Source organism: Enterobacter sp. C3_dUdeg (assembly GCF_057536195.1).
In genome coordinates, this window is sequence record NZ_BAAKFX010000002.1 from 433,810 (window position 1) to 457,934 (window position 24,125).

Below are 24,125 nucleotides of genomic sequence, written 5' to 3' on the forward strand. Positions count from 1 at the left end.
TACCGCAACACTGCCCGCAGGACGGGTAAGGCGCAGCCGCTACCCGGTACAGGGTTGGTAATTCTCACAATCAGTTCTATAGTCGACACAGTTTCTTAGTAACAGGACTGACTGATGCGCTTTAACGGACTGACCAAAGGTTTCTTCATTTTTATTCTCGCCCTCGTCACCTGGGCCTTCTTCGACATACTGTCGCCCTACTTCTCCGCGATACTGTGGGCCGCCATTCTGACCGTCATCTTTAACCCGGTAAAAAACAGGCTGCGCGCCGCGCTGGGGGATCGCAACGGGCTTGCCTCGCTGTTGACCATTGGCATTATCTGCCTGATCGTCTTTATACCGTTGATGGTTATCCTCTCCTCGCTCGCCATTGAGCTGAACGTGGTTTACACGAAGCTTCAGGAGAACAACACCCAGTTTCCGGAAGTGGTGGCGAGCATCTTCAACCATCTGCCTGACTGGGCCAGCGGCTTCCTGGCGGATCACAACCTCACCAACGCGGCGCAGATCCAGAAAAAACTCTCTGATGTCGCCCTGCAGGGCGGGCAATATCTCGCCGGCAGCGCGTTCCTGATTGGCAAGGGCACGTTTGGCTTTGCGATTAGCTTCGGCATCATGCTTTATCTGCTGTTCTTCCTGCTGAAAGACGGCCCGTATCTGGTGCGCCAGATCCTCGACTCCCTGCCGCTGTCTGATTTCGCCAAGCAACACCTGTTCGCCAAATTCGTCGGCGTGTCGCGAGCCACGGTAAAAGGTACGGCGGCGGTGGCGGTGGTTCAGGGCATCCTCGGCGGGATTGCGTTTGCTATTGCCGGTATTGACGGCAGCGTGCTCTGGGGGGCGCTGATGGCCTTCCTCTCGCTGGTGCCCGCCATCGGCTCGGCGATTGTCTGGGTTCCCGCCGCCATCTTCCTGTTCGCCACCCATCAGCTTTGGCAAGGGCTGTTTATTGTCGGCTTCTTCGTGATTATCGTCGGGCTGGTGGACAATATCCTGCGCCCGCTGCTGGTCGGGAAAGACACCAAAATGCCCGACTACCTGATACTGATCTCCACCCTCGGCGGCATGGAGCTGTACGGCATTAACGGCTTTGTGATTGGGCCGCTCATTGCCGCGCTGTTTATCGCCTGCTGGAACCTCTTCTCAGGGCGCGATCACGAAGGTAACGCCGAAGAGCTGGACCCCGACTTCATCGAAGAAGGAAAAAATCCTCCAGAATTGTGAGGATGTGACGATATAGACCACACCAGGCGGCGCTGTGCCGCCTTTTTTTTCGCCTTAAATCAAACGTTTTCTATAATTTGAAAGAACGCCATCCTACTCATGTCGTAAAAGGATCATCAGGTGCGAATCGCAACGATAACAAACTGGGCCTATGGTGCCACGGTCTGCCTGACCATCGCCTCCGGCATCATCATGCTGATGGCGTCCAGCGCTGATACCCTCGAGCGTCAGGCCGTTGAACAACGGCAGAAATTTGATCAGCTCACGGAAGATATCGAAACCGATATCTGGGCCCAGTCTGATTTAGCACGGCTGTACGTCATTAAAAAAGATCCTCAGGTTCTCAAGGAATATAACCAGGCGGAAAACAGCCTGAAGAGCATCGAGCTTCGGCTGGAAAAGTTGCAGGATAACGGCGCATCGGATGAAGAACTGGCCCTGCTGCATGAAGGAATAAAGATCGTCGACGAGCTGCAGGACGAACAGCAAACCGCCCTTTCCAGCCTTGAGCGAGGAGAAGACGCGCAGGCCGTTGCGCTACTCTACGGTGCGCCCTATGAGCAGGAGCTGGAGCGCGCGCAGAACCAGCTCGATCACTTCCGCCAGATACTCGACAAACGCGTCATCGCCTCCGTTCAGGACGCGACAAAAAAATCGAAAGCGCTGCGTACGGCCTCTGAGCTGATGGTCGGCCTGACCGCCCTGCTGTTCCTGTTTGTTCTCGGCTTTATATTAAAGCGCCGCGTGCTGCGTCCCGTGGTGCGTCTGAGCGACGTGGTGCACCGCCTGGCATCCCAGGATTACGCGGTTGAAACGCCCAATTTCAACCAGATTGATGAGATTGGCGACATGGCCCAGGCCATCCGCATCTTCCGCGAAAACGGCCTGGCGCGACAGCGTCTGGAAAAAGAGCGCGATGCCGACTGGGCCATCCGCGAGCTGCTGGCCCGCATGACGCAGCGGCTGCAGGGGTGTGAGAACTTTAACGATGTGATTAACGTGGCGGAGCTGTTTGCGCCTAATATCGCGCCGGGTATCGCGGGCCGACTTTACGTCCTTGACCGCGATCCGTGGCAGATGCGCTGCGTCGCGCACTGGCTTTCACCGGTTGGTGAAGAGACGACGTTCCACCCTGACGAGTGCTGGGCCGTGCGCCGCGGGCAGAGCCACCCGCCGGTAAACGGTGAGCCGGATATCGCCTGCTACCATCTTCCGGCATCGCAAGCTGAAAGCTCGCTGTGCGTGCCGCTTATCGCCCAGGGCGAGGCCATTGGCCTGCTCTCATTCCAGAATATTACGGCGGACAACGCCCCATCCCGCGCCTATCTGGAACTGATGGCCGAAGCGCTCGGTCTGGCGCTGGCCAACCAGCGTCTGCGCGACGCGTTGCTGGAAAAAGCCTTGTTCGACCCGCTCACCGGCCTGCGTAATCGTCATCATCTGGAAGATACCCTGCAAACCCAAACGGCACAGGCGTTGCGCACCGGCGAACCGTTAAGCTGCATGATGATCGACATCGATCACTTCAAGAGCATCAATGACCGCTTCGGCCATGAAGCGGGCGATCAGGTGATTAAAAGCGTGGCGTCAATTGTTCAGCGGGCCGCACATGACAACGGACTCGCATTCCGCTACGGGGGCGAGGAGTTTCTGGTCCTGCTTCCCGGTGCCGATGAACCAGAGGCGCACGCCTGCGCGCAGAAGATTTACAATAGCGTGCATGAGCTGTCGCTTCGCTACGGGCTGACCGAGATTGGGCCGGTGGATGTGTCGATTGGCATTGCCAGCTACCCGCAACATGCCCAGACTGACAACCTGCTGCGCGCCGCGGATGTGGCCTTGTACCGGGCGAAAGAGCTGGGCCGCGCGCGGATTGTGAGCTTTGGGATGCTGGAGGCGGGTTAGCTATTATTTTCACGCCACTGCTTTACCGTCTCATCCGTAACTTCATTTTTATAACAAATGGGAGCATAGCCTCCCGCTTTACTCCATGCGCTGCGTCTGCCGCAGGCGCTTCCGTTTCTGGCCCGGTTAAAAGGACAGGCGCATACTCCGGGATAAGATGCGATCGACTCTGCAATAACGTTCTCTTTAACCTGTTCACTGGAAACTGAACTGTTTTTTGCCATAGCGATGTCCGCAACAAAAAAGCAGCACACAGCGCAAAGCACCATCAAGAATGGTCTTTTTTTCATTTTTTGATTCGTTTTAAGGAAGGGTGTGCACACGATAAGCGGCGAATGAAAGAGATAATCTGATTTACATCAATGAATCTAATTCGTCAGGAACAACAAACCTTACACGTTCTCGCTTGAGAAATAGAAAACTTTAAATTACATATTTCGTCACTATTTCTCAGTAAGAACCTGTCCTGCCACAATTACCGTTGTGATAAGTAGCCCTCCTTTGTGACGGCGAAAAGGTTTAAACTTTTCGTGATATTCTTTCTTTACGCCCCTTAATTTTTATACTCAAACCATATTCGCCACTGTATTAACACATGTCACGCGCAATACGTTGTGCATGACATGTGAAGATATTTTGTTATGGAAAAACGTCTATGTCGAAACTGGATTTGAGATCCAAAAAAACCTGGGGCGCGCTGGCATCGATCGCCGTTGTCGCCGGTACGCTGGCATTTGCTTTTGCATGGACGGCGGGCTGGCTTGGTTCACGCACGGTCAGCCAGGCATTGGTGGGTGAAACACCGAAACCCTTCCCGCCGGGTTTTCGCCGCGCGCATGGAAAAGGCATCTGCTTTGCTGGCACCTTTACGCCAAACGGCTCGGCAAATTCTCTTTCAACCTCCCGCCTCTTCTCACAGCAGGAAGTGCCCGTGGTGGGCCGATTCTCTATTGGTACTGGCGATCCCCATGCCCCGGATAGTACGACCAAAACCCTGAGCATGGCGCTGCTGCTGAAGACAGATGACAAGCAGCAATGGCGAATGGCGATGAACAACGAGCCTTTCTTCGCCACGCACAGTCCGGAAGGTTTTCTGGCCTTGCGAAAAGCCACGGCTGTCGATGCAGCCACTGGCAAACCGGATCCACAGCGTCTCGCAGACTTTTTGAAAGCGTACCCGGAGGCGGAGAAATACCTTAAATGGGCGGCACAAAAACCCGCGCCCGGCAGCTTCGCGGGCGCGACGTTTTACAGCATTAACGCCTTTTATCTTGTGAACTCGCAGGGAGATCGCCAGGCCGTTCGCTGGATGATGCGTCCGCACGAGCCTTTCCTTTCTATGAGCGATGAACAACGACAGAAAGCCGATGACAACTTCCTGTTCGAAAACCTGCGTCAGCGCCTGGCGCAGAAGCCACTCTATTGGGATTACGTTTTGCAGCTCGCACAGCGGGGCGATCCGGTGGATGACCCTTCCCAGCCATGGCCGGACGAACGCAAACAGATGGTTGCCGGCACGCTGGAAGTGACGCGTGTCGAAGCACAATCCGAGGGCGTGTGCCGCGACGTTAACTTTGACCCTTCGATTGTTCCTGCAGGCGTTGCAGTGTCTGATGATCCCATCTTAAACGCCCGTTCCGCTGCCTATTCCCACTCTTTCAGTCGCCGTGAGCGGGAAATCGGCTACGGCAAGGCCACCGAAGCTGTGCAAAAGCAGGAGGTAAAATGAGCTCGAATAAAGATATGCGAGAGCACGTGCCGCAGCATTTCAATATCCTGGCGCGAAGCCTGCATTGGCTGATGGCGGTGATGATCCTGGCCATGCTTTTCATCGGTGCCGCAATGATGACGTCGTTACATCACCGGATTTGGTTAATCGACCTGCACCGGCCGCTGGGTGTCGCCATTTTACTGCTGGCACTGGTGCGTCTGGTCAACCGGCTCCTTAGCCGGACGCCCCCACTTCCTGCTGATTTGCCCGTCTGGCAGGTGCTTGCAGCAAAGGCATCACACTGGATGCTGTATGGGTTAATGCTGGCAATGCCGCTGCTGGGCTGGGCGCAACTGTCGGCAGCCGGGCTGCCGATTGTGATGTTTAGTGGCGTCAACCTGCCGGCGATTGCCCCGAACAGTCCAGCACTGTATGCCTGGTGTCACGACGCCCATAGCCTTCTGGCAAAGTTGCTTTTTGCTGTGGTGCTGGTCCATATCTCTGCCGCACTCGTTCATGCGTGGATCTACCGGGACGCAGTGTTTTCCAGCATGGCGAAAGGGGGGAAGTCGGCGTCAGCCATCCAGGATGACATGAAGTAAGGCAAGCGATATGGGACACGCACCATCAGAATGGTCGTGTTCTCGCTTATCGTCGTCATCCTGAAACAACGGACACAACCGGGGTGCGTATTTAGCCTCCAGATTCGCGCCCCAAAAACCAAGGACATCCTAAAATTGTCGCGGAAGTTAATATCCATCAATTAAAGCGATTATTTTTTAAACAGAAGAGCATTTATGCCCGCAATTTTAGCTTTTATCAAAAAGTTAAGCGTCGCTCTAGTATCAAACACCCTGTCACCCGCAACACCTAACCCATTGATTAAAATGGGTTTATATCAACAAAAACGATAAAACCCCTTACTCCTCAACAAAATATATAAACTCGTGTGATATCTAAATTATAATTCTTATACTTATGTTCAAAAGGTGGAGGTCAAAATGCGATTAACCCTACTGCTGTTATGCTGTCTCGTACAAAGTGTAACCTGGGCTGGCGACCTGCCAAAACCAGTTGGTAAACCCATTTTAACGATTTACGGTAATATAGAAAATACCAATGAAAATGGAAAAGCAGTGTTTGATCTCGCCAGCCTTGAAAAACTCGGAGTAGTGAGTTTCGAGACGACATCTCCCTGGTATAATGGTCGTACGAAGTTTGAGGGTGTTCCAATGAACAAACTCATGGAGTATGTGGGTGCGAAGGGAACTAACGTCAATGTTATTGCGCTCAATGATTACTCTACCGTGATCCCTCTCAGCGACTTTAAAAAATACAACGCCATACTTGCCTTAAAGGTCAATGGCGAATATATGCGCATCCGCGATAAAGGCCCATCGTTCATTGTATACCCCTATGACAGTCTTCCTGAGTTGAATAATCAGATTTATTACTCACGATCAGCATGGCAGGTTAGCAAAATGAAGATTGAGTAGTCGTTCAGGAGAACATAATGAACAGGATACTGGTTGGTATCATTTTTTCTCTTTTTATCACGACAGGATATATTGCATTCCTTGTTTACGATCGACAGCAGGAATTGCAAAAACTGACTCAATACACTGAGTCCTGGTCCGTGGCACAACTGGTATCAGAGTATTACCGTTTTGAATCATGGCTTGGTCTATACGCAACCGATACCGATGACGTTACGATAGACCAGGTCCGCATGCGTCTTGAAATTATGCTAAGCCAGAGCGATTTAATGAAAGGGGGTGATTTAGGTCGCTATATTGACAGTGATAAAGCGCATCAGGAGCTCGCTTTGCGCTTAGAGAAAATACTGGCCTATCTGGATAGCCATCTTGAAAAAATGAGCCACCCAGAGCTACAGGCATACCTGACAAATATGCATGACCTTGATGCGCCGCTGAGCCAGCTTTCAGCAACGGCATTGACGAAAGATATTAACACGGTTAATGAATCCAACCATAAAATACAGATTCTTTATTATATTTATTCGGTGCTTTCATTATTACTGGTGATATTAAGCTTTATTCTGGGTTTCTTAATGATCTACCAGAATAAAAACATTCTCAAAGCGCACATGCAGGTTAAAAGCCTTGCTGACGAGCTTCAGATATCAAAAGAAACGCTGCAAATTCAGAACTCGAAGCTGGAATATGATGTTTATCATGACTCCCTCACCGGCATGAAAAACCGCCTTTTCTTCTGGGACGATCTCAACAAAATTAATCTTCAGGCAGATAAAAACCACATCCCCGTCACGGTGATGTTATTTGATTTAGACCGCTTCAAAGAGGTCAACGATACCTATGGCCATGATGCCGGAGATTTGCTGCTGAATCAGGTATCCAGACGCCTCACCTCAATGAGCAGCGCCACTGATACGTTTTACCGTTTGGGCGGAGACGAGTTTGCCCTGCTTTCCAGTGGCCTCACTGAAGCAGCCGCCGTTTCGCGCGCCAAAGAAATCAGCGAACATATCAGCCAGCCCTATACGATTAATAACCAGCTGATAAAAATTGCTACCTGTGTGGGGATCGTTTTATCTGATAATGAACGGCGTTCTGACTACCTTTATAAATTTGCCGATCTGGCGCTCTACGAAGCCAAAAAAGAGGGTTCACAGCAGATAAAAGTTTTCCGTCAGTGGATGCTGCAAAAGTTACAGGAAAGCCGAACCCTTGAACATGATATGGCACTGGCGATCGATAACCATGAATTCGTTGTTTATTACCAGCCTATTGTCGATTCATTCAGCAATGAAATTTACGGCTATGAAGCGCTTATTCGCTGGATACACCCCGTGAAGGGGATACTGTCACCCGATTACTTTATTTCCGTCGCTGAGAAAACGGGGATGATCAACCAAATCGGCAAAACCGTGCTGGAGCTTGCCTGCCGGGAAGCGGTTTCCTGGGCGGTTCCGGCAAGGATCTCTGTGAACGTCTCACCCGTTCAGCTGGGCACGAAATCCTTTACGGCAATGGTACAGTCCATCCTGAAGGAGACTGGACTTCCGGCAAATCGTCTTGAATTAGAGGTTACGGAGTCATCGCTCTTCAGCGACAGCAACACGCCGATCACTATTCTCAAAAAGCTGAGAACGCTGGGTGTAAGAATTTCAATCGATGATTTCGGGACGGGTTATTCGTCGCTCTCACGTCTGAGTGAACTGAATTTTGATAAAATTAAAATCGACAAATCCTTTGTGAACCCGATATCCACGCAGGATGATGCCCTTAATATCGTTAAATTGATAACCGGCATGGCGAAGAGCCTCAATATGAGGGTCATTGCAGAAGGTGTTGAAACCGAAGCGCAGCTCGAACGTCTTCAGGCGCTAGGCTGCGATCTCGTCCAGGGATATCTGTTCGGAAAACCACAGGCTGAGATTGACAGGAAGATTAGATACGGTTGAAATGGTTGCGCGGCTTTTTCTGGCCCAAAACCCTTTAATCGATTGATAATCAAAGGTTAAACAATGAAAAAAACAGCCCCGGAATATACGCCTGTTGATTTATCTCGTTGGGCCAGGAAGGAGCATTTTGAAGTATTCCAGTCATTTGCTGAGTGTACAATTAACCAAACGGTTCTGATCGACATCACCGCGCTGCGGAAACATATCAAAAAGGTCGGCTGGAAGTTTTACCCGACGATTATTTTCCTCCTCTCTAAAATCATGAACCGGCATCCGGAATTCCGTATGGCCATGAAGGACAATGAGCTTGTCATATGGAATGAAATTCATCCCAGCTATACCATTTTCCACCCTGACACAGAGACCTTTTCGTCATTGTGGAGCCATTTCGACGGCAATATTCATCACTTCCAGAACACCTATGCAGAAGATGTTGCGCGTTATGGCAATAACCTTTCTTATTGGCCGAAAGAAGAGTCCCGGGAAAATGTCTTTTTCGTATCGTCTATTCCCTGGGTGACGTTTACGAACTTTACGATGAACATTGCGCACATGAAGAACTTCTTTTCCCCTATGTTCACGTTTGGAAAATACTACGAGCAGGATGGGAAAGTGTTGTTGCCGCTCGCGGTGCAGGTCCATCACTCGGTGTGCGATGGTTTCCATGTGGCAAGGATGTTTAATGAGTTGCAGGAGATGTGTGATGGTTTGCCGGAGCTGTCGGAGGGGCTAAATAGCTGATACGCCGAAGGCAATTTTAAAAGGATAATAGGAATAAAACACAACTTTAACGCATTGTTTTTATTGTTTTTTTAATTTTCGCATCTTTAAAATGCCCCCATAAATGCCCCCAATTGGTTACTGCTTAGGGGCATTATGATCAAGTATGGTCTCTCTTGTAGTTGCGGGTAAACTCGACAAACATATTGTGAGCAGCCTGCTCATCTCCTAACGCAACTTCGCGCATGACTTGTAAGAGAAGTACGGTCATAGGCATCACTTCATCAAGATCCAGATCTGCGGGATAGCTATCTGGGTCAATGGCCATATCGAGATTATAAAACCACCATAACTCAATCTTTCGTGTGAGAGAAATTATTGTATTAATCTCATCAGTTACATTAAGTAAATCAGCCTCAGGAATTAAATCAAACATTTCATGAGAAAGTTTATTCCTGATTTTTTTTAGGCGTTCAAATGTTTCGATATCACACTGTTCTAAAGCGTTATGTTCCGTCAACCAGCTTATCGATGCATAAAGTCTACTTTTATTTCTATTTAAGACTTTTTCCCTGTAGTCTACGAATTCATCTTCGTTTCCAAAACTTAAGTAAAAACGCTCTAATTTTCCAATTACAATTTCTTTTAGAAGCTCAAAGGATGCAATAAAAATAGAATAAGAAATAACTCTTTCCTTTAATGCTTTTGGCTCTAATATTCTCGCCCATTTTTTATAATTCTCATCGCCATGCATTGTTCAATCCCTTTTAAATAAATCAACATATTCAATCAACATTATTTCATTAAGATCTTTAGGTTTTTTAAATAATGTGTACTTGTCATCAATAAAAATGGGTTTATTATTAACAAGGCATTGATAAAACTTATTGCCATTGATAAGCACGCTATCAACATACTTAGATACATCCCCCATTCCGAATTGCCTAAACTTGGTAAAAAACACCAACCAAAGAACATCGAAAACAGAATCTTTTGCTGAAGAACGCTTAACATCATCGATAATAATACCTTTAATAAAGTCTTTTATTTCAGGGTGTGACTTTTTGTGCTCTAGAAAAATAAGGTCGATAATAGCAAGAACATTCCCCATTACTTTTTCAGACTCTCTTTTTATCATGAAAAGCAGGCTTATTAATTTTTTGATTTCCTTGAGTTGCTTGGCCTTATCTTTGGAGAAAATAATCTTCAATCTATCTTTTTTAGTTAATTCAGAAATAAACTTATTTAGTATACTTGTGCCAGGATACTCATAATGAATATCCAACGCCTTGAGTGCCGCTTGCTCAAACTCTCTGAATGAAAAAGACTCTGCTCCTGACAATGAATACGGGTAGTACTTTTTAGAATGCTCTCTGTAAAGCCCATTCGGTAGCTTATTTATTTTTGTTTTGGACTCATTGATATTTAAGTTGTATTTATTCAATTCATCAGAAATATTTTTTAATACTTTCTTTGCATCAGATTCACTATTGCAGAGAATTCGATAATCATCTTTAAATCTAACACCAACAAAGTCGATATCCTTGAGCTTTAATGATACATCTCTATCTACTTTGGCAAGAATTATTTCCGCAATCAAATCACTTAGAGCAGACCCTACTGATAAACCATTTGTTTTTTTATCATTTGAATATTGTAGCAATCTATCAAGCTTGTTACCTAACAGAGTGTATTCTTTATCATTACGTGACATATTTTTGTCATGTAATGCCCAAGGAATGCTGTGAGTGTATATTGAGGCATAAAAATTGGTAATATCAGTTCTAACTAAGTAACTATAGTTTACTGCATCAACAATCAGATCCCTTTCAGCCATCTCAATCCACTCATATATCATCCTCCCAGAACGTATGGGTGACAGAGACAACCCCTCAGTTTTAGTAACAGGAATAGGCAAGCTGTATGTGAAAATTTTAGTTTCATCATTAAAAAGATGGTTTACTACTAACTGCCAATCTTTGACAAGCCAGTAAACCATATCATGATAAAACTTGGGATGCTGTATACCAAAAATACGATGAGTGAGTGATGTTTTAGGATACGATACATTAACAATCTCTTTCTCTTTGAGATTATTAAGATTATCAAAATACGGCTCTCGATTTAGTTTAATCCCTCCGGCTTTGAAGCTAGGGGGTAAAACGTATTCCTCTGGAAAATAGCCATCATTCAATAACCATCGACCAACTACTCTTGGCTTAATATTATTGAGAAGCTTTTTAGTTTCAAGATAGTGCTCCCTAACCAGCATGCAACCCCCGCCTACTCAAACGTTATTGTTTTATCATGAAAATGGTAGTTTTATTCTACAACATTTTTCAAGTGACACATCACCATAGTTACTGACTGACATTGATTTTTTACCAACACATTAAAAGCATGCAATGCGTCATACTGACAAAAAATACTTCCCTGACCAAAATCGCACTACACCGCGCCCGCCTGCGGTTTTCAGATCGCAAAAATTTTTCAGTTGGGATTTTTTACAAATGATAGCGCCAGACCGCGCCACAACTGGGGATATACAGCGAGCAGGGAACTGAAAAGAGTGAAAAGAATTTCAGGTTTTTCAGTTTAGCTTTACTCCAACATCTTCATCAATTGAGTTAAGATATTGATAGTAAAGAGATATAAAATTTTAAGTGAGATTTTTTATGTTAACTAACGGTACACTTAAAAGTTAACAAACTGATTCTTATATACATTTTTTCTTAAGCAGCTGAAATTTAATGAACCGAAGCCAGGAAAATTTTAGTTACTCCCGGCGAACCGTTCACTGGCTCTCTTTGGCTGCCAGTAGAAGTTCAAATGCTTTTTGTCGCTCGTCCGGTGGCAGGGCATCCATTAGCTCTTTAATCCGTCCCTGGCCGCGAAAAGCGTGGGATTAATCGTGTGTGAATTGAGGATGGTGCGATAATAGGAGTCGAACCTACGACCTTCGCATTACGAATGCGTAAATTGATCTTGTAAAATCAATGCCTATCGAATTTAAATGGATTTTTTGCCACAATATTGCCACAGTTCGTTAGGAATCAGACAGAAATGGCGACTATACGCAAACGTGGTAACTACCAATGGGAAGCTCAAATCCGTAAACGTGGTTTTCCCTCTCAAACCAAAACCTTTAACACCAAAGTGGAAGCAGAAGCTTGGGCCAAAATGATCGAGTCAGAAATGGCGAGAGGAGTTTGGCTTAGCCGCAGCGAAGCGGAATCTACGACATTGTATGAAGCCCTAACGCGATATGAAAAAGAGATTGTTCCCGACAAAAAAGGGGCAGTGCAAGACCGATCATTGGTGCGGATACTAAAAAGCACTCAGCTGGCGAAAAACTATATGGCCAGCATCAGGAGTGCCGATGTCGCCAAGCTGAGAGATGAATGGTTGAAAATCTATGCTCCTGCAACCGTTTTAAGGCGTTTGGCCTTACTTTCTCATGTATTCAATGTTTCGCGGAAAGAATGGGGCATGGAGAGCCTGCTGAACCCCGTAGAGGCCATTCGCAAACCCCAACCCAAGAACTCCAGGACCAGACGCTTGGAAGCGCTGCCTGTAGTTTCTGAGAAAACCTGTGTTACGTCAGGAAAGGAAATAGCCAACGAGATCGAACATATCATCGCCGCAACACATTCATTAGTATTGCCAGCAATCATTCTTCTGGCGTTAGAGACAGCCATGCGCCGTAGCGAAATCGCAGAACTTCGATGGCGCTTTATTGATCTTGATCGGCGAGTTGCACATCTGCCGGATACTAAGAATGGTAATGCCCGCGATGTCCCTTTATCAACGAAAGCCATTACGATACTGTCCAGTCTCAAGGAACATTCTAAGCCAGCTGCTGATAAGGTTTTTGATATGCGTGCAGACGCGATTACCCGAGCTTTTGACCGAGCTGTAAAACGAGCCAGAGAACGATACGAGAAAACAAACTCATTATGTGATGAATCTTTCCTTAAAGATTTAAGATTTCATGACCTTCGACATGAGGCAACATCTCGACTAGCTGAAATTTTCCCTATGCATGAACTAACCAAAATTACAGGACATAAAGATCCAAGAATGCTAATGCGGTATTATCATCCAAAAGCTGAAGATTTAGCGTTAAAGTTGAAATAAGGACGTTGTATGGAATATAAAAATAAGTTGGTTGACGCATCACCCAAATTAAACAACCCTCAACTATTGGCTATAATATACTTAATACCTTTTGGATACTTGATTGTAGAAAACCCATTATGGCTAGAAAATATATACATTGCCGCTCCAATTTTTCTATCATCTATAGCTTTATTAACCAGTGTATACATAGGATATCGTGATTTATTAAATAAAGTATTTAATAATACAGTGGTTAAGTGGGGCGTAACTGGCTTTACATATTCAGTATGCTTATGGATCGCAAAGTTTAAGCTTGACATAGCTTATGGTATAGCCCCAGAAAATCTTAATTACTCAACATTAGCTTATGCTTTCATGCTCTCATTTCCAATAGGAGCAATGATTTGTGCAACTACAGTCTATATATACATATTTTTGCGAGATGTATCCCCAGCAAAAATAGTAATATCCTCTATGATTTCAGTATATATTGGAAACTTGGCTCAACATCATATACAGGTGAACAATCTTCCTGAAAAAATAATATTGATAGGACTCATAATTATGGTCCCCTTTAACATGGTCAATCTAGCCAGTTCATTAGTTATTAAAAGGAAATTTAATTTTAATCGTTTAGTATCAGGCTTATCCCTTTTTGCTGTGTCAGTTGCTCTTTTTATTATTAGCATGACAGCAATGAAATATATTGAAAGATTTCAAGAAAAGTTTATTTTTCTTGATGCAAGAACATCTACGACATGTGGTAGCCCAGAAAGCAAATCTCTTTATATTGAAAAAAATGAAAATCAGTGTTATAAAATATCAGGAAATAAATTCTCGGAGTTAAGACTAACTCTTGTAGATAAAAACATCCCGAATATAAATAATAAGGGCACTTCAACTTATGAACAAAAATAACCCTGCTAATTCATTTTCCATAGAAGCAAGGAAAGAAGCTTTTCGGAGAGCTGAAGCCAGTCTTTTTTTATCAAGTAAAGATCCCAAAGGCTCCTCATTTTTTAATGAAATAAAAAATAAGGTAATCAATGGAGAGCTAACCTATGAAGAGGCAAAGAGAGAAGTGTTAAATCATCACATTGAACAATCTAAAAATAAAATTAAAAAAGGCTAACATCCAGTTAGCCTCTTCTCACTAGTGAGCCATTTTATAGTCCCTTAGCGCATTTTTAAGTAACTCAGCTTGCTCATCAGCATCATCATAATTATAAATGCCGGTAGCAGAATAATATTCTTCGATACATAGAATATTTATCAATGGTTCACAAATCTCTTTAATAAACTCTTTATTGTTATCGGCAAAAATAATTTTTATTCCTTCCAAAACAAAGCTATTATAATCAGCCATTATCCACCTCCTTACAGGTGTTTAGTGGAAGCGTCAGTTAACGTTACCGCGCTAACTGACGCGTCTAAATCAAGATTTTTTACTGCCAGTTAAACTATCACCCTCAAACTCATCCTGTTCGTGGTTACTCTGACGATCGGCTGTGTGTTTACGTATTTGATTCGCTATTTCCCCACCAACGGTCTGTTGTGATCGGATAGAATTAGTACTTCCCTTCATCATCTGATACTCCGCAGCTCCATTAGACAGCCCGCTCGCCATGTGAGAAGCCATGCGGCCAGCTCGTGAGAATGATGAAGCAAACCCCTGGCTTCCTCCGCTGGCGCTACCTGTATTGCTCCCTGCAGACGAACCACCGGAATTGCCTGATGGTTGTCCTCCAGAAGTATCTACGGAACCGGTATCTTCCCCGCCGCCAAATCCTCCACCTGAACCGCCTCTATCACCGGAACCAGATTCTTCGGCCATCGCCGCTTGTGCAGATTCAAATGCTGCTTTTAGAGCGGAAGCACCACCACTGACTTGAGCTGTAGCGCTCATTGCCATTGCCCCAGCGCCACTCATTGCAGTAGTAGCAGCGCCAGTAATCATACCTGCTCCAAACCCACCAATCCCTTGTAAGGACGCTCCTCCTACAACGCCTGATAACAACAACGGTAATTTATTCGTCAATACTAAAAGAATGATTGACGCCAGAAGTAAAACAATAAGACTATTAAGATCAGGAATATCATTTTTAATAATAGAAAAATACTGATCTATAAATGATTGCCCAATCCCAATAATTAATGTCATCGTAAACAACTGAATACCAATCGATAATACAGTGCGTAAGTAATTTATTGCAATATCAGAAGTCCATTTCGAGCCACCAAACCCAAGCAATATAACTCCTGCATAACACAACACCCATGCAGAAACTAACATTACTAGCATATTTATCGCGATAAGTGCCATTACGACTAATACTATTATCGCGACGGTTATCATAATGGTCGAAATCATTGGTGACCAAATTGATGCTGCTGAACTGACCTTTGTTAATATCACAAAGGCTATGTCAACTATGCTTGAGGGTGAAATACCAGTACTTGTTCCTAAAGCATTTGCTGCAAGTTGTCTCATTGAGTTAATTATAGATTGTGATATGGCTGGGCCGTTGATTAAAAGATAATAAAAAAAACCAATCACGGCAAAAAAACGAACTATCTCTGCAAGTGCACTGGTTAAACCTTCCCCTTGCATCGCCAACATACCAAATGTCCAAACCATACTTATTAATACCAGCCCCCAGAAGAGCCAATTTGCATAATCACCAATTACTAATGACCATGTGCTGGCTACTTGCTGAAACTTATCTAATAACGTATCAAGTAATCCGCTACTATCTAATTGACCAGCATAAGCATTTACAGAAAACAAAAAAATCATGCCGAAAAAAGTGAGTTTGCTTACTATTCTCATAATTACCATTCTCGCTTAGGGCTAGGATTGTTATTACTGCGCAGGGCACATTTATCGTATTTATGTTCGTTCAATTTATTCTCTGGCGTCGATAAACAATCTTCATCTTTTTTATCGCAAGAGCATAGAATCAATGAAATGATTAGAATAAAAATGACCAAAATTTTATCTTTCATTCAGCTATCCCTCACCAAATTCGCTTCGGGCTTGGCGTGTTCTCGCCAGCTAACGCTTTTTCATCAGCGACTATTTGTTGGGCTTCTTTATCAGCCTGAGCCTGTGCCAGTGTTGCTGCAGCGTTTTGTTGGGATACCAGAAGCGAGCGGATTTGCAGCAACTGGTTCGTTTGAGCACTGGCAAGCTGGTTAGCGGCCTGAATAGCTTCCATTTGCCCTTGTGCGCTGGTTGCCTGAGTTTGCAAATCTGCAAGGTTATCAGCATCGCTTTGCAGTGTTTCCTGCTGTTCGTCGAGAGCCTTAAACACGGCGTCATTGGCCTTTTTACGTGCCTCAGAACTGTTCTGTTCAGCTTTGCGCAGTGCGCTTATTTGATCCGCAGTACAATCAACATTACTGTTAAAGCACGGTGCTGAGCGGTAGTAATTCACGTCCTGATAACGTTTCAGATATGAATCAAGACTCCCGGCTTGATTTTTGTAGTAATTAAGAGTGTCCTGCGCCTGCAACAATTTGTTGATGGTTGAATTGGCCTGATCCCAGATATAGGCTGCAGGTGCGACTGTATTTTTGAGCATGTTTTCATACTGTTGCAGCTGCGTCTGGTACTGCTGGATCTGTTTTGCCACAGCCTGAACGTTGTTGACTGCGCTGATTGTGGTCTGCACCACATTAGTACCATCGATTACAGGGATACCGGCTGTCGCCGGTAATGCCATGATGGACGCCAGGAAGGAAGCTGCTAATGATTTTTTAGCTGCTAAAATCCCTCTCAGTGATGAAAATACTCGGAGCATTAACTTCATTTGCTCACCTCAAATTTAACTGATTATTAATATTGAAAACTCGTACTTTTAACAAATACAGATATTTAGGAAACCATAAAATTATTTATCCAAGATTCTATCCATAATATTTCTTAGTTCTTGTCTGGTTGATTCTATTTTAGCAAGCAACGTTTCTATCAATGAGGGTGAAAAATCAACTGTGCGTGGATCGTTAGCTAACCACAGTTTAAGTAACCCACCAAGTCGACCAAGATCAGCATTTACTCGGCTAAGCTCTACAACCTGTTCAATATCTACCATAGACTCAACCTGATAACCCATTGCTACTTTACGAATGAAACTCGCTACACTTAAGCCAGATGCTTCTGCATTTTCCTGGATTTGCGCTTTTTCATCTGGCAAACAATAAACTTTAATTGGTGTACTATTTTTTCTAGTCTGAGAAACGGTCATATCATTCTCCATACAGGCGGTAGCCGATCAGCCTCGCAGAGCAGGACTCCGTTGAGCAGCTCAGCTGCGAATAAGAGAAGGTAAAGTAGAAGCACCGTTTACGGTGGGCCTACTTTACATGTCCTGCCCTACATTTGCCGTTGTGAATCTGTGTACGTATTGTGTATTCCTGTGTACTCAGTGTGTTTTCGTAAAGCATTTGTGCAGTATTAGTCGTGTAAAAGTGTGCAGCATATGTGTTTATTGAAAGGAAACTTATCTGAATACCCCAAGGAATATTTTTATTCTCGCGGCTTGGGTTTTAGCGGCCTGCCACGTTTCCTTTGAAACCTATTTATCTCTTTCGCTATATCGTCATTTTCTGTCTTTGACTCAACAGATTTATCTATCCAGTCCTTAACATCCTCTCTACGCCAGAGAAGACGTTTATTACCGGGAAGACGGCATCTTGGTGGAAGACATTTTGGATTTCGTGTTGCATCACTGCGGATACTTTTTACAGTTTTCTTTAATGCAAAAGCCAACTCTTCAACGGTTATAAGTTCTGGCATAACTGATTTCATCGAAGAACCCATCTCTCAGTAGAAATTTGAGGATTTTAGCGGCTAAAATTTTAGGCGCTAAAGTTTGCTAACCAACGTTATGAATTGAGAATAATTAAAACTTACTGCCAAAAAGAATAATGTCAACAGGGTTTTTATTCATCGGGTTCTTACTTCATATGAAATTGGTTTTATTTACCAATTTCTGAATGACACTAAGGTTTTAATAATTCCTTTAATCTTTTTGGTTATATATAAGGTTAAAGATCAGGTTAGAGGGGGGTGGAAAAGCGATATATTTATTTGTTTATTATAAAAATTTTAAATTATACCCGTACCTCAAATGTCATGGAAGCGTACCTCATATGTCATAAAAGCGTACCTCATATGTCATATAATAAAAAATTAACAAACAAGTTATGCACAATATTATCAACAGAATCTGTGGGTAAATACACAGATTATACATGATGAAATAGATTGTTTAGCTAAACTAAATAGCAATAAATAAAATGAAACAAAATGTAAATAACAGAGGATTGTAGATGACTTATAAATTTGGTTAGCTAACCTTTATAAGAACTACTGTTTGCAAATGATTCATTCCTGACAGCGGATATATCGAATTTGAGTAAGAAAAACACTTAAACCAACCTTACTCTATGATTTGTTTAGCTAAACAAATTACTATAATGAATCCGATGACGTTTAAAAAAAAGGAGGGGGGATGAGGACGATAAGTGCTGCACCTTCAACTGTCGGAGAGATTTTATACGAAGAATTCTTGAAACCATTGGATATGCCTCCCGCAAGACTTGCTGAACTGATGGATACATCATATGAAAAAATTTTGGAAATAATAAAAAATGAGCGAAATATAACTCTTGAGGAAGCTTTTCAACTCGCGATAATTTTCAATACAGATGCATATTTTTGGGTGAAACTGCAAGAACTACATGAGGCATGGTTTAATAAAAAAAAGTAATGGTATTCAATTAGATTGCTTAGTCCTAATACATAATATGCTTTGAATAATACTCATGTATTACTAGTGACTCATTAAAACATGATAACACCAGGAGGACTGAGGATTGAGAAATTTGATCCTGGATGATGGGACACAGTCCTGACCGGACAAATCATTTTAGCCGTGGTAGAGGCGACACTGAAAACCGACATAAAGAAGCCCGACTGGTAAGTTCGGGCTTTGTTTGACGCTCTGGCCTGAATGGAACATTCCTACATTAGACGTTAATATCTTACATCTAATTAGCCGCAAATACTAATGGATACATAGTTCCATTTGACTTGACTACCCATTTGCAGATTACTCCACCATCACTAATAAAATTCAACCACTTAGATTCGGAAGTGTCAGGCTGTAGGTCTTAAACCCGAAAGACTGCTTTTGGCCAGGAGCGGACAGTCCAACCCATCCCTGAAGAGCCTAGATTATATATGGTAATTCAGTCATCAAAATAACGTTGGTCACCATCACAAAATTCACATCCTCGGATATGGCTCAGTTCAGGAACGCTATCGCTCAGGTGACCGCAACAACCACATACATGAAGCTCGGTGTAATAGATGAAACACTGAGTGCAAAGATAGCCGTCTCCAAATTTACATACGCTTTCAGGAGTCATGCAATTGGTACATCCAGCAGGAAATACGGAGAGTAGCTGTTCATCCACACTGTGGAACAACTCCTCATCCAGCAGTTTATACCTATCCGAAGTGTAGTCGCAGTGTTCGCATTCAAAATCACCATCTCCCTCAGGTAGCAATTGAGGTATTTCGCAGTCTGGACAAACCAGGGTAATTTGCCTTACAGCACTGGTGCAAACCTTACACCGCGTAACTTCAAGCTTACGGTTTTCATTACCGGTCGTTTCAGTCCCTGTTACCGTCGCATGCTGATGGCACTCATTGCAGTTACCGATTTGAATATTCTTTTCAGAGAGCTGCTCGAGTTCAGGCTTAACCTGTTTAAACCGCACCTCGGCATAAAATTTGTTTCCCCTAATCAGACGAGTTTCACCGAAAGCCAGCTTCCAATTATGTTTGACACCGAAGATAACTTTCCATTCATCCCTTAATAACCGGTTCAGGGCAAACCAAGCGTCAGCTTGTTCTTTGAGTATTTGACGTTGTTCAGCCTCGGTGAAAGTGGGGTGGTAGAAATGAACTACGCGGTTGCGGTGCTTTCTGACCTTATCAAAAGCACTGTCCGTTTCTCTGTCTAGGGGTCTTTCAAGTACGTCCTTAAGCCTTTCACGGGTTTCTTCGTAGGTCACCGACTGAAAATCACCGGCTAGGTAAGCCTGCTTTTTTATTGGCTTTTTCGGGCTGCAGACCAACGACCAGTGTTCGTGCGCCAGCGGAACTTTCAGTAAAATCTCGACCGCAGTCCAGAAACTGACGACGGAGAACTTCGGCTTCGAGGCCTCCAACTCTTCACGGGCTTTATCCAGAAAATCCAGACCATTGTTGATCAGCGCCTGCACATCCTGACTGAGTTCACGGGGGTCGGGAGTATCGGGTGCAGTATCGTCAACATCGAACATCATTATCTCCTTTAATCAGCTTCCACCACGCAGTTGCTACAGCGCGTTAGTTGTATCCAGTGTAAACTGGACTTGGTAGCTGGCAGCCACATCGAGCGCAAAAAACCGTAAATTAACTTCTGTAGACTCGTACTTTTCGTGACCCATGCGTACCCGCAGGATCTTCGGGTGCACGTGACCATAAAGCAGGTGCCTACCAAAGCTGTGGCGATTCAGATCCCTAAACTGATGGGGTCCCAAAAAGTATGCCATAGCAAGTGTAAGTATCCATAAAATCTGCACTATTCTCTTTTTATAAATCCTCTGACATGTGAATTAGATTGCCCTAAAGTGAGCTTCCGCTCCTCGCTCATAAGGACAACCATACTCAAATCTCCCACATTGCAGGAGATTTGAGTATGAACACGTCACCGTGGAACAAAGACCGTATCATAGGCCAAAAAAGACCACTTCAGATATCTCATATCTGGGGTATCCGAATCCGACTTGAACTGGAAGGTAAAACGCGCGATTTAGCTCTGTTCAACATGGCCCTGGACAGTAAGCTTCGAGGCTGTGATCTGGTCAAACTCAAAGTATCTGATGTTGCATATGGTAGCTCTGTTTCAAGCAGAGCTACGGTTCTACAACAGAAAACCGGCAGCCCTGTCCAATTTGAGATAACCAAAGGGACAAGAGAAGCTGTTTCTGCATTGATAAAGCTTGGCAATTTACGCAGTAAAGACTATTTGTTCCGATCTCGGGTCGATACTAACCAACACATATCAACCCGGCAATACAACCGAATTTTTCATGGGTGGGTAGCAAAACTTGGTCTCGAAGATTCGCTTTACAGTACACATTCCTTGAGAAGAACAAAACCTTACCTGATTTACAAGAAAACTAAGAATCTCAGGGTGATCCAACTTCTGTTAGGCCATAAGAAACTGGAAAGCACAGTCCGTTATCTGGGCATTGAAGTCGATGATGCATTAGAGATCTCTGAATCGATTAAAGTCTAAGGTTGCCAGGGCTGCAACAGCAGTCCTGTGCCAATAACGGACGTTGTTAAGCTTATGCAGTATGGATTCACGAAGAACATACATTATATATTGTCCTGATTGACTCGGGATGAAAGCTCCTGATGGCTCTTTTTAGCTGATTTCAAAATCTTTTAATTCCCCACCTTCAGCAATCAGATTTGAGATCCGCTTCGGCATTCGCCCCTGACCTGACCATGTTTTTGACTCTCCAGTTTCGTCAGTATATCGATACTTCGCGGGGCGGGGAGAGCGCGTCCTTTTAACCTTACCCGGAGAGCCAACAACAGCCATAAGTTCGGATGGGTCGATACCCTCATCAAGCATCATCTGACGAAGTGATTCCAGTTTATCGCGGCGCTGACTTTCATTTGCAAGACGTAATATCTCTTCTTCTCGTCGTTCTATAAGAATAATTTTAAACTTTTCCAGAACATCTTCCAGTACATCTAATGACATTTCACGAGTCTGGGAACGTAAGGTACGGATATTATTTAACTGTGTGAGAGCATCTGACATAAAGAGACCTCTTAAAGTTTCAGCAAATACCAATGTCGACGGTTGCTCATCAACCCGATTTTTCTTACTGAGCATTTTAATCCGATTGGTACATATTGTTATTAACGAGGTTTAGACTACTGATATAAATATCTTATCGCAAGACAAAACTAAGAAGAATGTGCAAGAACTAAATTCTAACTCCTACGAAATGTCCATGCATTTTTGAAGGTACTTAAAACTATGATGCCAGGAGTCATCCGGAGAGCCTTTTTATACCCTCATAACTTATTGCTTCAGTCACACCTGATGAGATTTAAAATGAGGAGAGACAGCGCCGCCACTTAGCAAGTTTTTTCACAAATGGCAAGATGGCACGCAGGGGGGAGACACCTGCATTTTGTCAGAGGATAGCGAATTACTCTCTCTTAATAGAGGTGTTTCTAAAAAAGTAATGTAAAAAAAAAGCCTGCTGTTAGCAGGCCATAAATGCTTTTAACTCATTTTTTGTTCGATTCTGATAAATAGGGTAAGCATGCAATTAAACGTGGAGCAGAGAGCATGACAAAAATACTATAAATATTTCCTAGCCGCATCAAGTATCTCCTGTGACGTTAACTCTCTGTCAGTAGCCACGTAAACAATACCATGATCGCCAGTTAAGGAAGGAAAACCTGCAGACATAATCTGAAGATGTGTTTCTTCACCGTTTGGATATTCCTGCCTGATAGAGGATATACCTTCCAGAACGGTCATAACTTTACAGGATTCAGCATTAAAGAAAACAAGGACTTTAATCATATTCTATTACCCTGTTCTCTCGTGGATATTAACGCAGATGCCATTAAGTTCAAAGCCATTACGCACTTCTTATTTAACTTGCGGTTTGCTTGTGCTTTTAGACTTTTTATGCAGTAGTACTGCACTTCATCACATCGGTTAGCATGCTAATAATTTTGAAAAATAGGCTGACTAGATATTAAGAATAAACGACTTTCATCTGATTTAAGTTATGGATCTGACTACTCAGGAATAATCCTTCATCGTTGTCGCAGACCCACAGATATTCATTTATCGCAAAGTATTACGTTTGTAGCAGCAGGCCCTTTTTCACCACTCTGCATGGCGAACTCAACTTTCTGTCCTTCAAATAAGGTATTGAAATTCTCACCATGGAGTGCGGAGAAATGGACGAAGACATCTTTGCTTCCGTCAAGAGGTGAAATAAAACCAAAACCTTTATCTTCGTTAAACCATTTTACCAAACCTTTAATTCTTGTGGTCATACTGACTCCCATTAAACATAATAGCATTAATAGCAAACGTATAAGATTAAACGTATGGACTCAAAAGAGGAGATATCAACGATAGCACCTGGTAATGAGAACTGCCCGGAAAACTTCAAAATTTCATTCGTACATCGAACTGATGGGATTCATTAAGGCACATGGAATCGATATAAGCAAATTATCTTTTAGCCGCCCAGAGGTCCTGTAGGAAAAATAAAAATGGCTGAATGCCATTTTCAATGTATAGTCTTTACGTGTTTTCAGTAAGGAATTGACTTGTCCCATAAAATGACAGGAATTGTCAAAAGCTTTGACATTCTTAGTGGTAAAGGCCTCATCATCCCATCTGATGGCCGAAAAGACGTTCTGCTTCACATTTCAGCCGTTAACTTTCGCGAATCAGAATTACTCATCCCTGGAAGCCGCATAGAATTTTGCCGGATCAACGGTCTCAGGGGGCCTGTGGCTGCAAACATTTATCTTTCCTGATTTTCAGCGTGACAAAATTAACAGATCAAAACTTAACCACACGTGGTACAGTGAATCTCATTCATTGAAAGGTTAATGGTTATGTCTGTTATCAATTACGCAATGAAACTCTTCAGCAGTGCGTCTACTGCCACTGCTGCCTGTCCTGTTTGTGGCTTAAAATCAGCACAACCGTTGTCAAAAATCCGGCTCAACCAGACCATGCTTTGCCCCGGATGTAAGGCTCTGTTTATCTCCCGACGCTAGCTCGACCAAAACCGCAGAACAGAGCTCATGTCCTATACTTATGTTAGATTCCGGCAGCTGTAAAATCCCTGATGCCTGACGCACATCCTGAGAGAACGTTTCTG

The 24,125-nt window shown here is 43.9% G+C and carries 27 protein-coding genes; 14 read left to right on the plus strand and 13 right to left on the minus strand.

Annotation, left to right across the window (positions count from 1 at the left end):
• The first annotated feature begins 114 nt into the window (after positions 1-114).
• A complete protein-coding gene (locus tag AC27FC_RS09695) occupies positions 115-1,224 on the plus strand; it encodes an AI-2E family transporter (RefSeq protein WP_033144729.1) in 1,110 nt (369 codons plus the stop codon).
• Between the two features lie 120 nt (positions 1,225-1,344).
• Positions 1,345-3,129: a diguanylate cyclase gene (locus AC27FC_RS09700; RefSeq protein WP_094935825.1), complete on the plus strand. Its 1,785-nt coding sequence runs from the start codon at positions 1,345-1,347 to the stop codon at positions 3,127-3,129.
• Here the strand turns inward: AC27FC_RS09700 and AC27FC_RS09705 are convergent.
• Positions 3,126-3,419 (minus strand): hypothetical protein, encoded by a 294-nt coding sequence (locus tag AC27FC_RS09705; protein ID WP_196354779.1) that lies wholly within the window; start codon positions 3,417-3,419, stop codon positions 3,126-3,128. The two genes, AC27FC_RS09700 and AC27FC_RS09705, sit on opposite strands and share 4 nt — an antisense overlap.
• Positions 3,420-3,784: 365 nt before the next feature.
• On the opposite strand from AC27FC_RS09705, the gene AC27FC_RS09710 reads away from it, so the two are divergent.
• The 5 genes from AC27FC_RS09710 (at position 3,785) to catA (ending at position 9,026) form a co-directional block, all read left to right on the plus strand.
• On the plus strand, positions 3,785-4,858 hold the full coding sequence (locus AC27FC_RS09710; RefSeq protein ID WP_094935826.1) for a catalase family peroxidase: 1,074 nt from the start codon (positions 3,785-3,787) through the stop codon (positions 4,856-4,858).
• Entirely contained in the window at positions 4,855-5,442 is a 588-nt protein-coding gene (locus AC27FC_RS09715) for a cytochrome b (protein ID WP_094935827.1), read from the plus strand. Before AC27FC_RS09710 ends, AC27FC_RS09715 begins: the two co-directional genes overlap by 4 nt.
• A gap of 399 nt (positions 5,443-5,841) precedes the next feature.
• A complete protein-coding gene (locus tag AC27FC_RS09720) occupies positions 5,842-6,336 on the plus strand; it encodes a putative pterin-binding protein (RefSeq protein WP_039263874.1) in 495 nt (164 codons plus the stop codon).
• A 17-nt stretch (positions 6,337-6,353) separates the two neighbouring features.
• Positions 6,354-8,285: a putative bifunctional diguanylate cyclase/phosphodiesterase gene (locus AC27FC_RS09725; protein ID WP_047061211.1), complete on the plus strand. Its 1,932-nt coding sequence runs from the start codon at positions 6,354-6,356 to the stop codon at positions 8,283-8,285.
• 63 nt (positions 8,286-8,348) lie between these two features.
• Positions 8,349-9,026, plus strand: coding sequence for a type A chloramphenicol O-acetyltransferase (gene catA, locus AC27FC_RS09730; RefSeq protein ID WP_196354780.1), 678 nt, complete (start codon positions 8,349-8,351; stop codon positions 9,024-9,026).
• A 139-nt stretch (positions 9,027-9,165) separates the two neighbouring features.
• Here the strand turns inward: catA and AC27FC_RS09735 are convergent, their stop codons facing one another.
• Both AC27FC_RS09735 and AC27FC_RS09740 read right to left on the minus strand, forming a co-directional pair.
• On the minus strand, positions 9,166-9,759 hold the full coding sequence (locus tag AC27FC_RS09735) for a hypothetical protein (RefSeq protein ID WP_219773466.1): 594 nt from the start codon (positions 9,757-9,759) through the stop codon (positions 9,166-9,168).
• A gap of 3 nt (positions 9,760-9,762) precedes the next feature.
• Positions 9,763-11,277, minus strand: coding sequence for an RNA-directed DNA polymerase (locus AC27FC_RS09740; protein WP_337037401.1), 1,515 nt, complete (start codon positions 11,275-11,277; stop codon positions 9,763-9,765).
• A 791-nt stretch (positions 11,278-12,068) separates the two neighbouring features.
• Between AC27FC_RS09740 and AC27FC_RS09745 the strand changes: the two genes are divergently transcribed.
• The 3 genes from AC27FC_RS09745 to AC27FC_RS09755 are packed head-to-tail and all read left to right on the plus strand — an operon-like array spanning position 12,069 to position 14,256.
• Positions 12,069-13,142, plus strand: coding sequence for a site-specific integrase (locus AC27FC_RS09745; RefSeq protein ID WP_049003923.1), 1,074 nt, complete (start codon positions 12,069-12,071; stop codon positions 13,140-13,142).
• Positions 13,143-13,151: 9 nt separating this feature from the next.
• Positions 13,152-14,042 carry a hypothetical protein gene (locus AC27FC_RS09750; RefSeq protein ID WP_077270276.1) on the plus strand — a complete coding sequence of 297 codons (891 nt, stop codon included), beginning with the start codon at positions 13,152-13,154 and terminating at the stop codon, positions 14,040-14,042.
• Entirely contained in the window at positions 14,029-14,256 is a 228-nt protein-coding gene (locus tag AC27FC_RS09755) for an antitoxin VbhA family protein (RefSeq protein ID WP_001039069.1), read from the plus strand. Before AC27FC_RS09750 ends, AC27FC_RS09755 begins: the two co-directional genes overlap by 14 nt.
• Positions 14,257-14,277: 21 nt before the next feature.
• Here the strand turns inward: AC27FC_RS09755 and AC27FC_RS09760 are convergent, their stop codons facing one another.
• From AC27FC_RS09760 to AC27FC_RS09785, 6 genes are all read right to left on the minus strand, one after another.
• The gene (locus tag AC27FC_RS09760) at positions 14,278-14,490 is read right to left on the minus strand and encodes a hypothetical protein (RefSeq protein WP_487160076.1); all 213 of its coding nucleotides are present in this window, start codon (positions 14,488-14,490) and stop codon (positions 14,278-14,280) included.
• Positions 14,491-14,559: 69 nt separating this feature from the next.
• Complete coding sequence (trbL, locus tag AC27FC_RS09765) at positions 14,560-15,954, minus strand: P-type conjugative transfer protein TrbL (protein ID WP_077270275.1); 1,395 nt, start codon at positions 15,952-15,954, stop codon at positions 14,560-14,562.
• Between the two features lie 2 nt (positions 15,955-15,956).
• Positions 15,957-16,130: a hypothetical protein gene (locus AC27FC_RS09770; protein WP_176747581.1), complete on the minus strand. Its 174-nt coding sequence runs from the start codon at positions 16,128-16,130 to the stop codon at positions 15,957-15,959.
• 11 nt (positions 16,131-16,141) lie between these two features.
• Positions 16,142-16,936 carry a P-type conjugative transfer protein TrbJ gene (trbJ, locus tag AC27FC_RS09775; RefSeq protein ID WP_070550206.1) on the minus strand — a complete coding sequence of 265 codons (795 nt, stop codon included), beginning with the start codon at positions 16,934-16,936 and terminating at the stop codon, positions 16,142-16,144.
• Between the two features lie 81 nt (positions 16,937-17,017).
• Positions 17,018-17,371, minus strand: coding sequence for a conjugal transfer transcriptional regulator TraJ (gene traJ, locus AC27FC_RS09780; RefSeq protein WP_001575471.1), 354 nt, complete (start codon positions 17,369-17,371; stop codon positions 17,018-17,020).
• Positions 17,372-17,652: 281 nt separating this feature from the next.
• The gene (locus AC27FC_RS09785; protein ID WP_000843928.1) at positions 17,653-17,934 is read right to left on the minus strand and encodes a hypothetical protein; all 282 of its coding nucleotides are present in this window, start codon (positions 17,932-17,934) and stop codon (positions 17,653-17,655) included.
• Between the two features lie 706 nt (positions 17,935-18,640).
• On the opposite strand from AC27FC_RS09785, the gene AC27FC_RS09790 reads away from it, so the two are divergent.
• Positions 18,641-18,898, plus strand: coding sequence for a HigA family addiction module antitoxin (locus AC27FC_RS09790; protein WP_487160079.1), 258 nt, complete (start codon positions 18,641-18,643; stop codon positions 18,896-18,898).
• A 481-nt stretch (positions 18,899-19,379) separates the two neighbouring features.
• Here the strand turns inward: AC27FC_RS09790 and AC27FC_RS09795 are convergent, their stop codons facing one another.
• Positions 19,380-20,480, minus strand: a complete 1,101-nt coding sequence (locus AC27FC_RS09795; RefSeq protein ID WP_196354812.1) for a hsdR — start codon at positions 20,478-20,480, stop codon at positions 19,380-19,382.
• Between the two features lie 398 nt (positions 20,481-20,878).
• Here AC27FC_RS09795 and AC27FC_RS09800 point away from each other — a divergent pair, with 398 nt between their 5' ends.
• Positions 20,879-21,481, plus strand: coding sequence for a site-specific integrase (locus tag AC27FC_RS09800; protein ID WP_070550202.1), 603 nt, complete (start codon positions 20,879-20,881; stop codon positions 21,479-21,481).
• Between the two features lie 132 nt (positions 21,482-21,613).
• Here AC27FC_RS09800 and AC27FC_RS09805 read toward each other — a convergent pair whose 3' ends face one another.
• The 3 genes from AC27FC_RS09805 to AC27FC_RS09815 all read right to left on the minus strand — a co-directional run bounded on the left by AC27FC_RS09805 (position 21,614) and on the right by AC27FC_RS09815 (position 23,283).
• Positions 21,614-22,018 carry an H-NS family histone-like protein gene (locus AC27FC_RS09805; RefSeq protein ID WP_165747067.1) on the minus strand — a complete coding sequence of 135 codons (405 nt, stop codon included), beginning with the start codon at positions 22,016-22,018 and terminating at the stop codon, positions 21,614-21,616.
• Between the two features lie 552 nt (positions 22,019-22,570).
• The gene (locus AC27FC_RS09810; RefSeq protein ID WP_059312497.1) at positions 22,571-22,798 is read right to left on the minus strand and encodes a hypothetical protein; all 228 of its coding nucleotides are present in this window, start codon (positions 22,796-22,798) and stop codon (positions 22,571-22,573) included.
• A gap of 266 nt (positions 22,799-23,064) precedes the next feature.
• A complete protein-coding gene (locus tag AC27FC_RS09815) occupies positions 23,065-23,283 on the minus strand; it encodes a cold shock domain-containing protein (RefSeq protein WP_059312498.1) in 219 nt (72 codons plus the stop codon).
• Between the two features lie 279 nt (positions 23,284-23,562).
• Between AC27FC_RS09815 and cspF the strand changes: the two genes are divergently transcribed.
• The gene (cspF, locus tag AC27FC_RS09820) at positions 23,563-23,775 is read left to right on the plus strand and encodes a cold shock-like protein CspF (protein ID WP_071822061.1); all 213 of its coding nucleotides are present in this window, start codon (positions 23,563-23,565) and stop codon (positions 23,773-23,775) included.
• A gap of 81 nt (positions 23,776-23,856) precedes the next feature.
• Positions 23,857-24,021, plus strand: a complete 165-nt coding sequence (locus AC27FC_RS09825) for a YnfU family zinc-binding protein (protein WP_213076404.1) — start codon at positions 23,857-23,859, stop codon at positions 24,019-24,021.
• Positions 24,022-24,125: the final 104 nt, after the last annotated feature.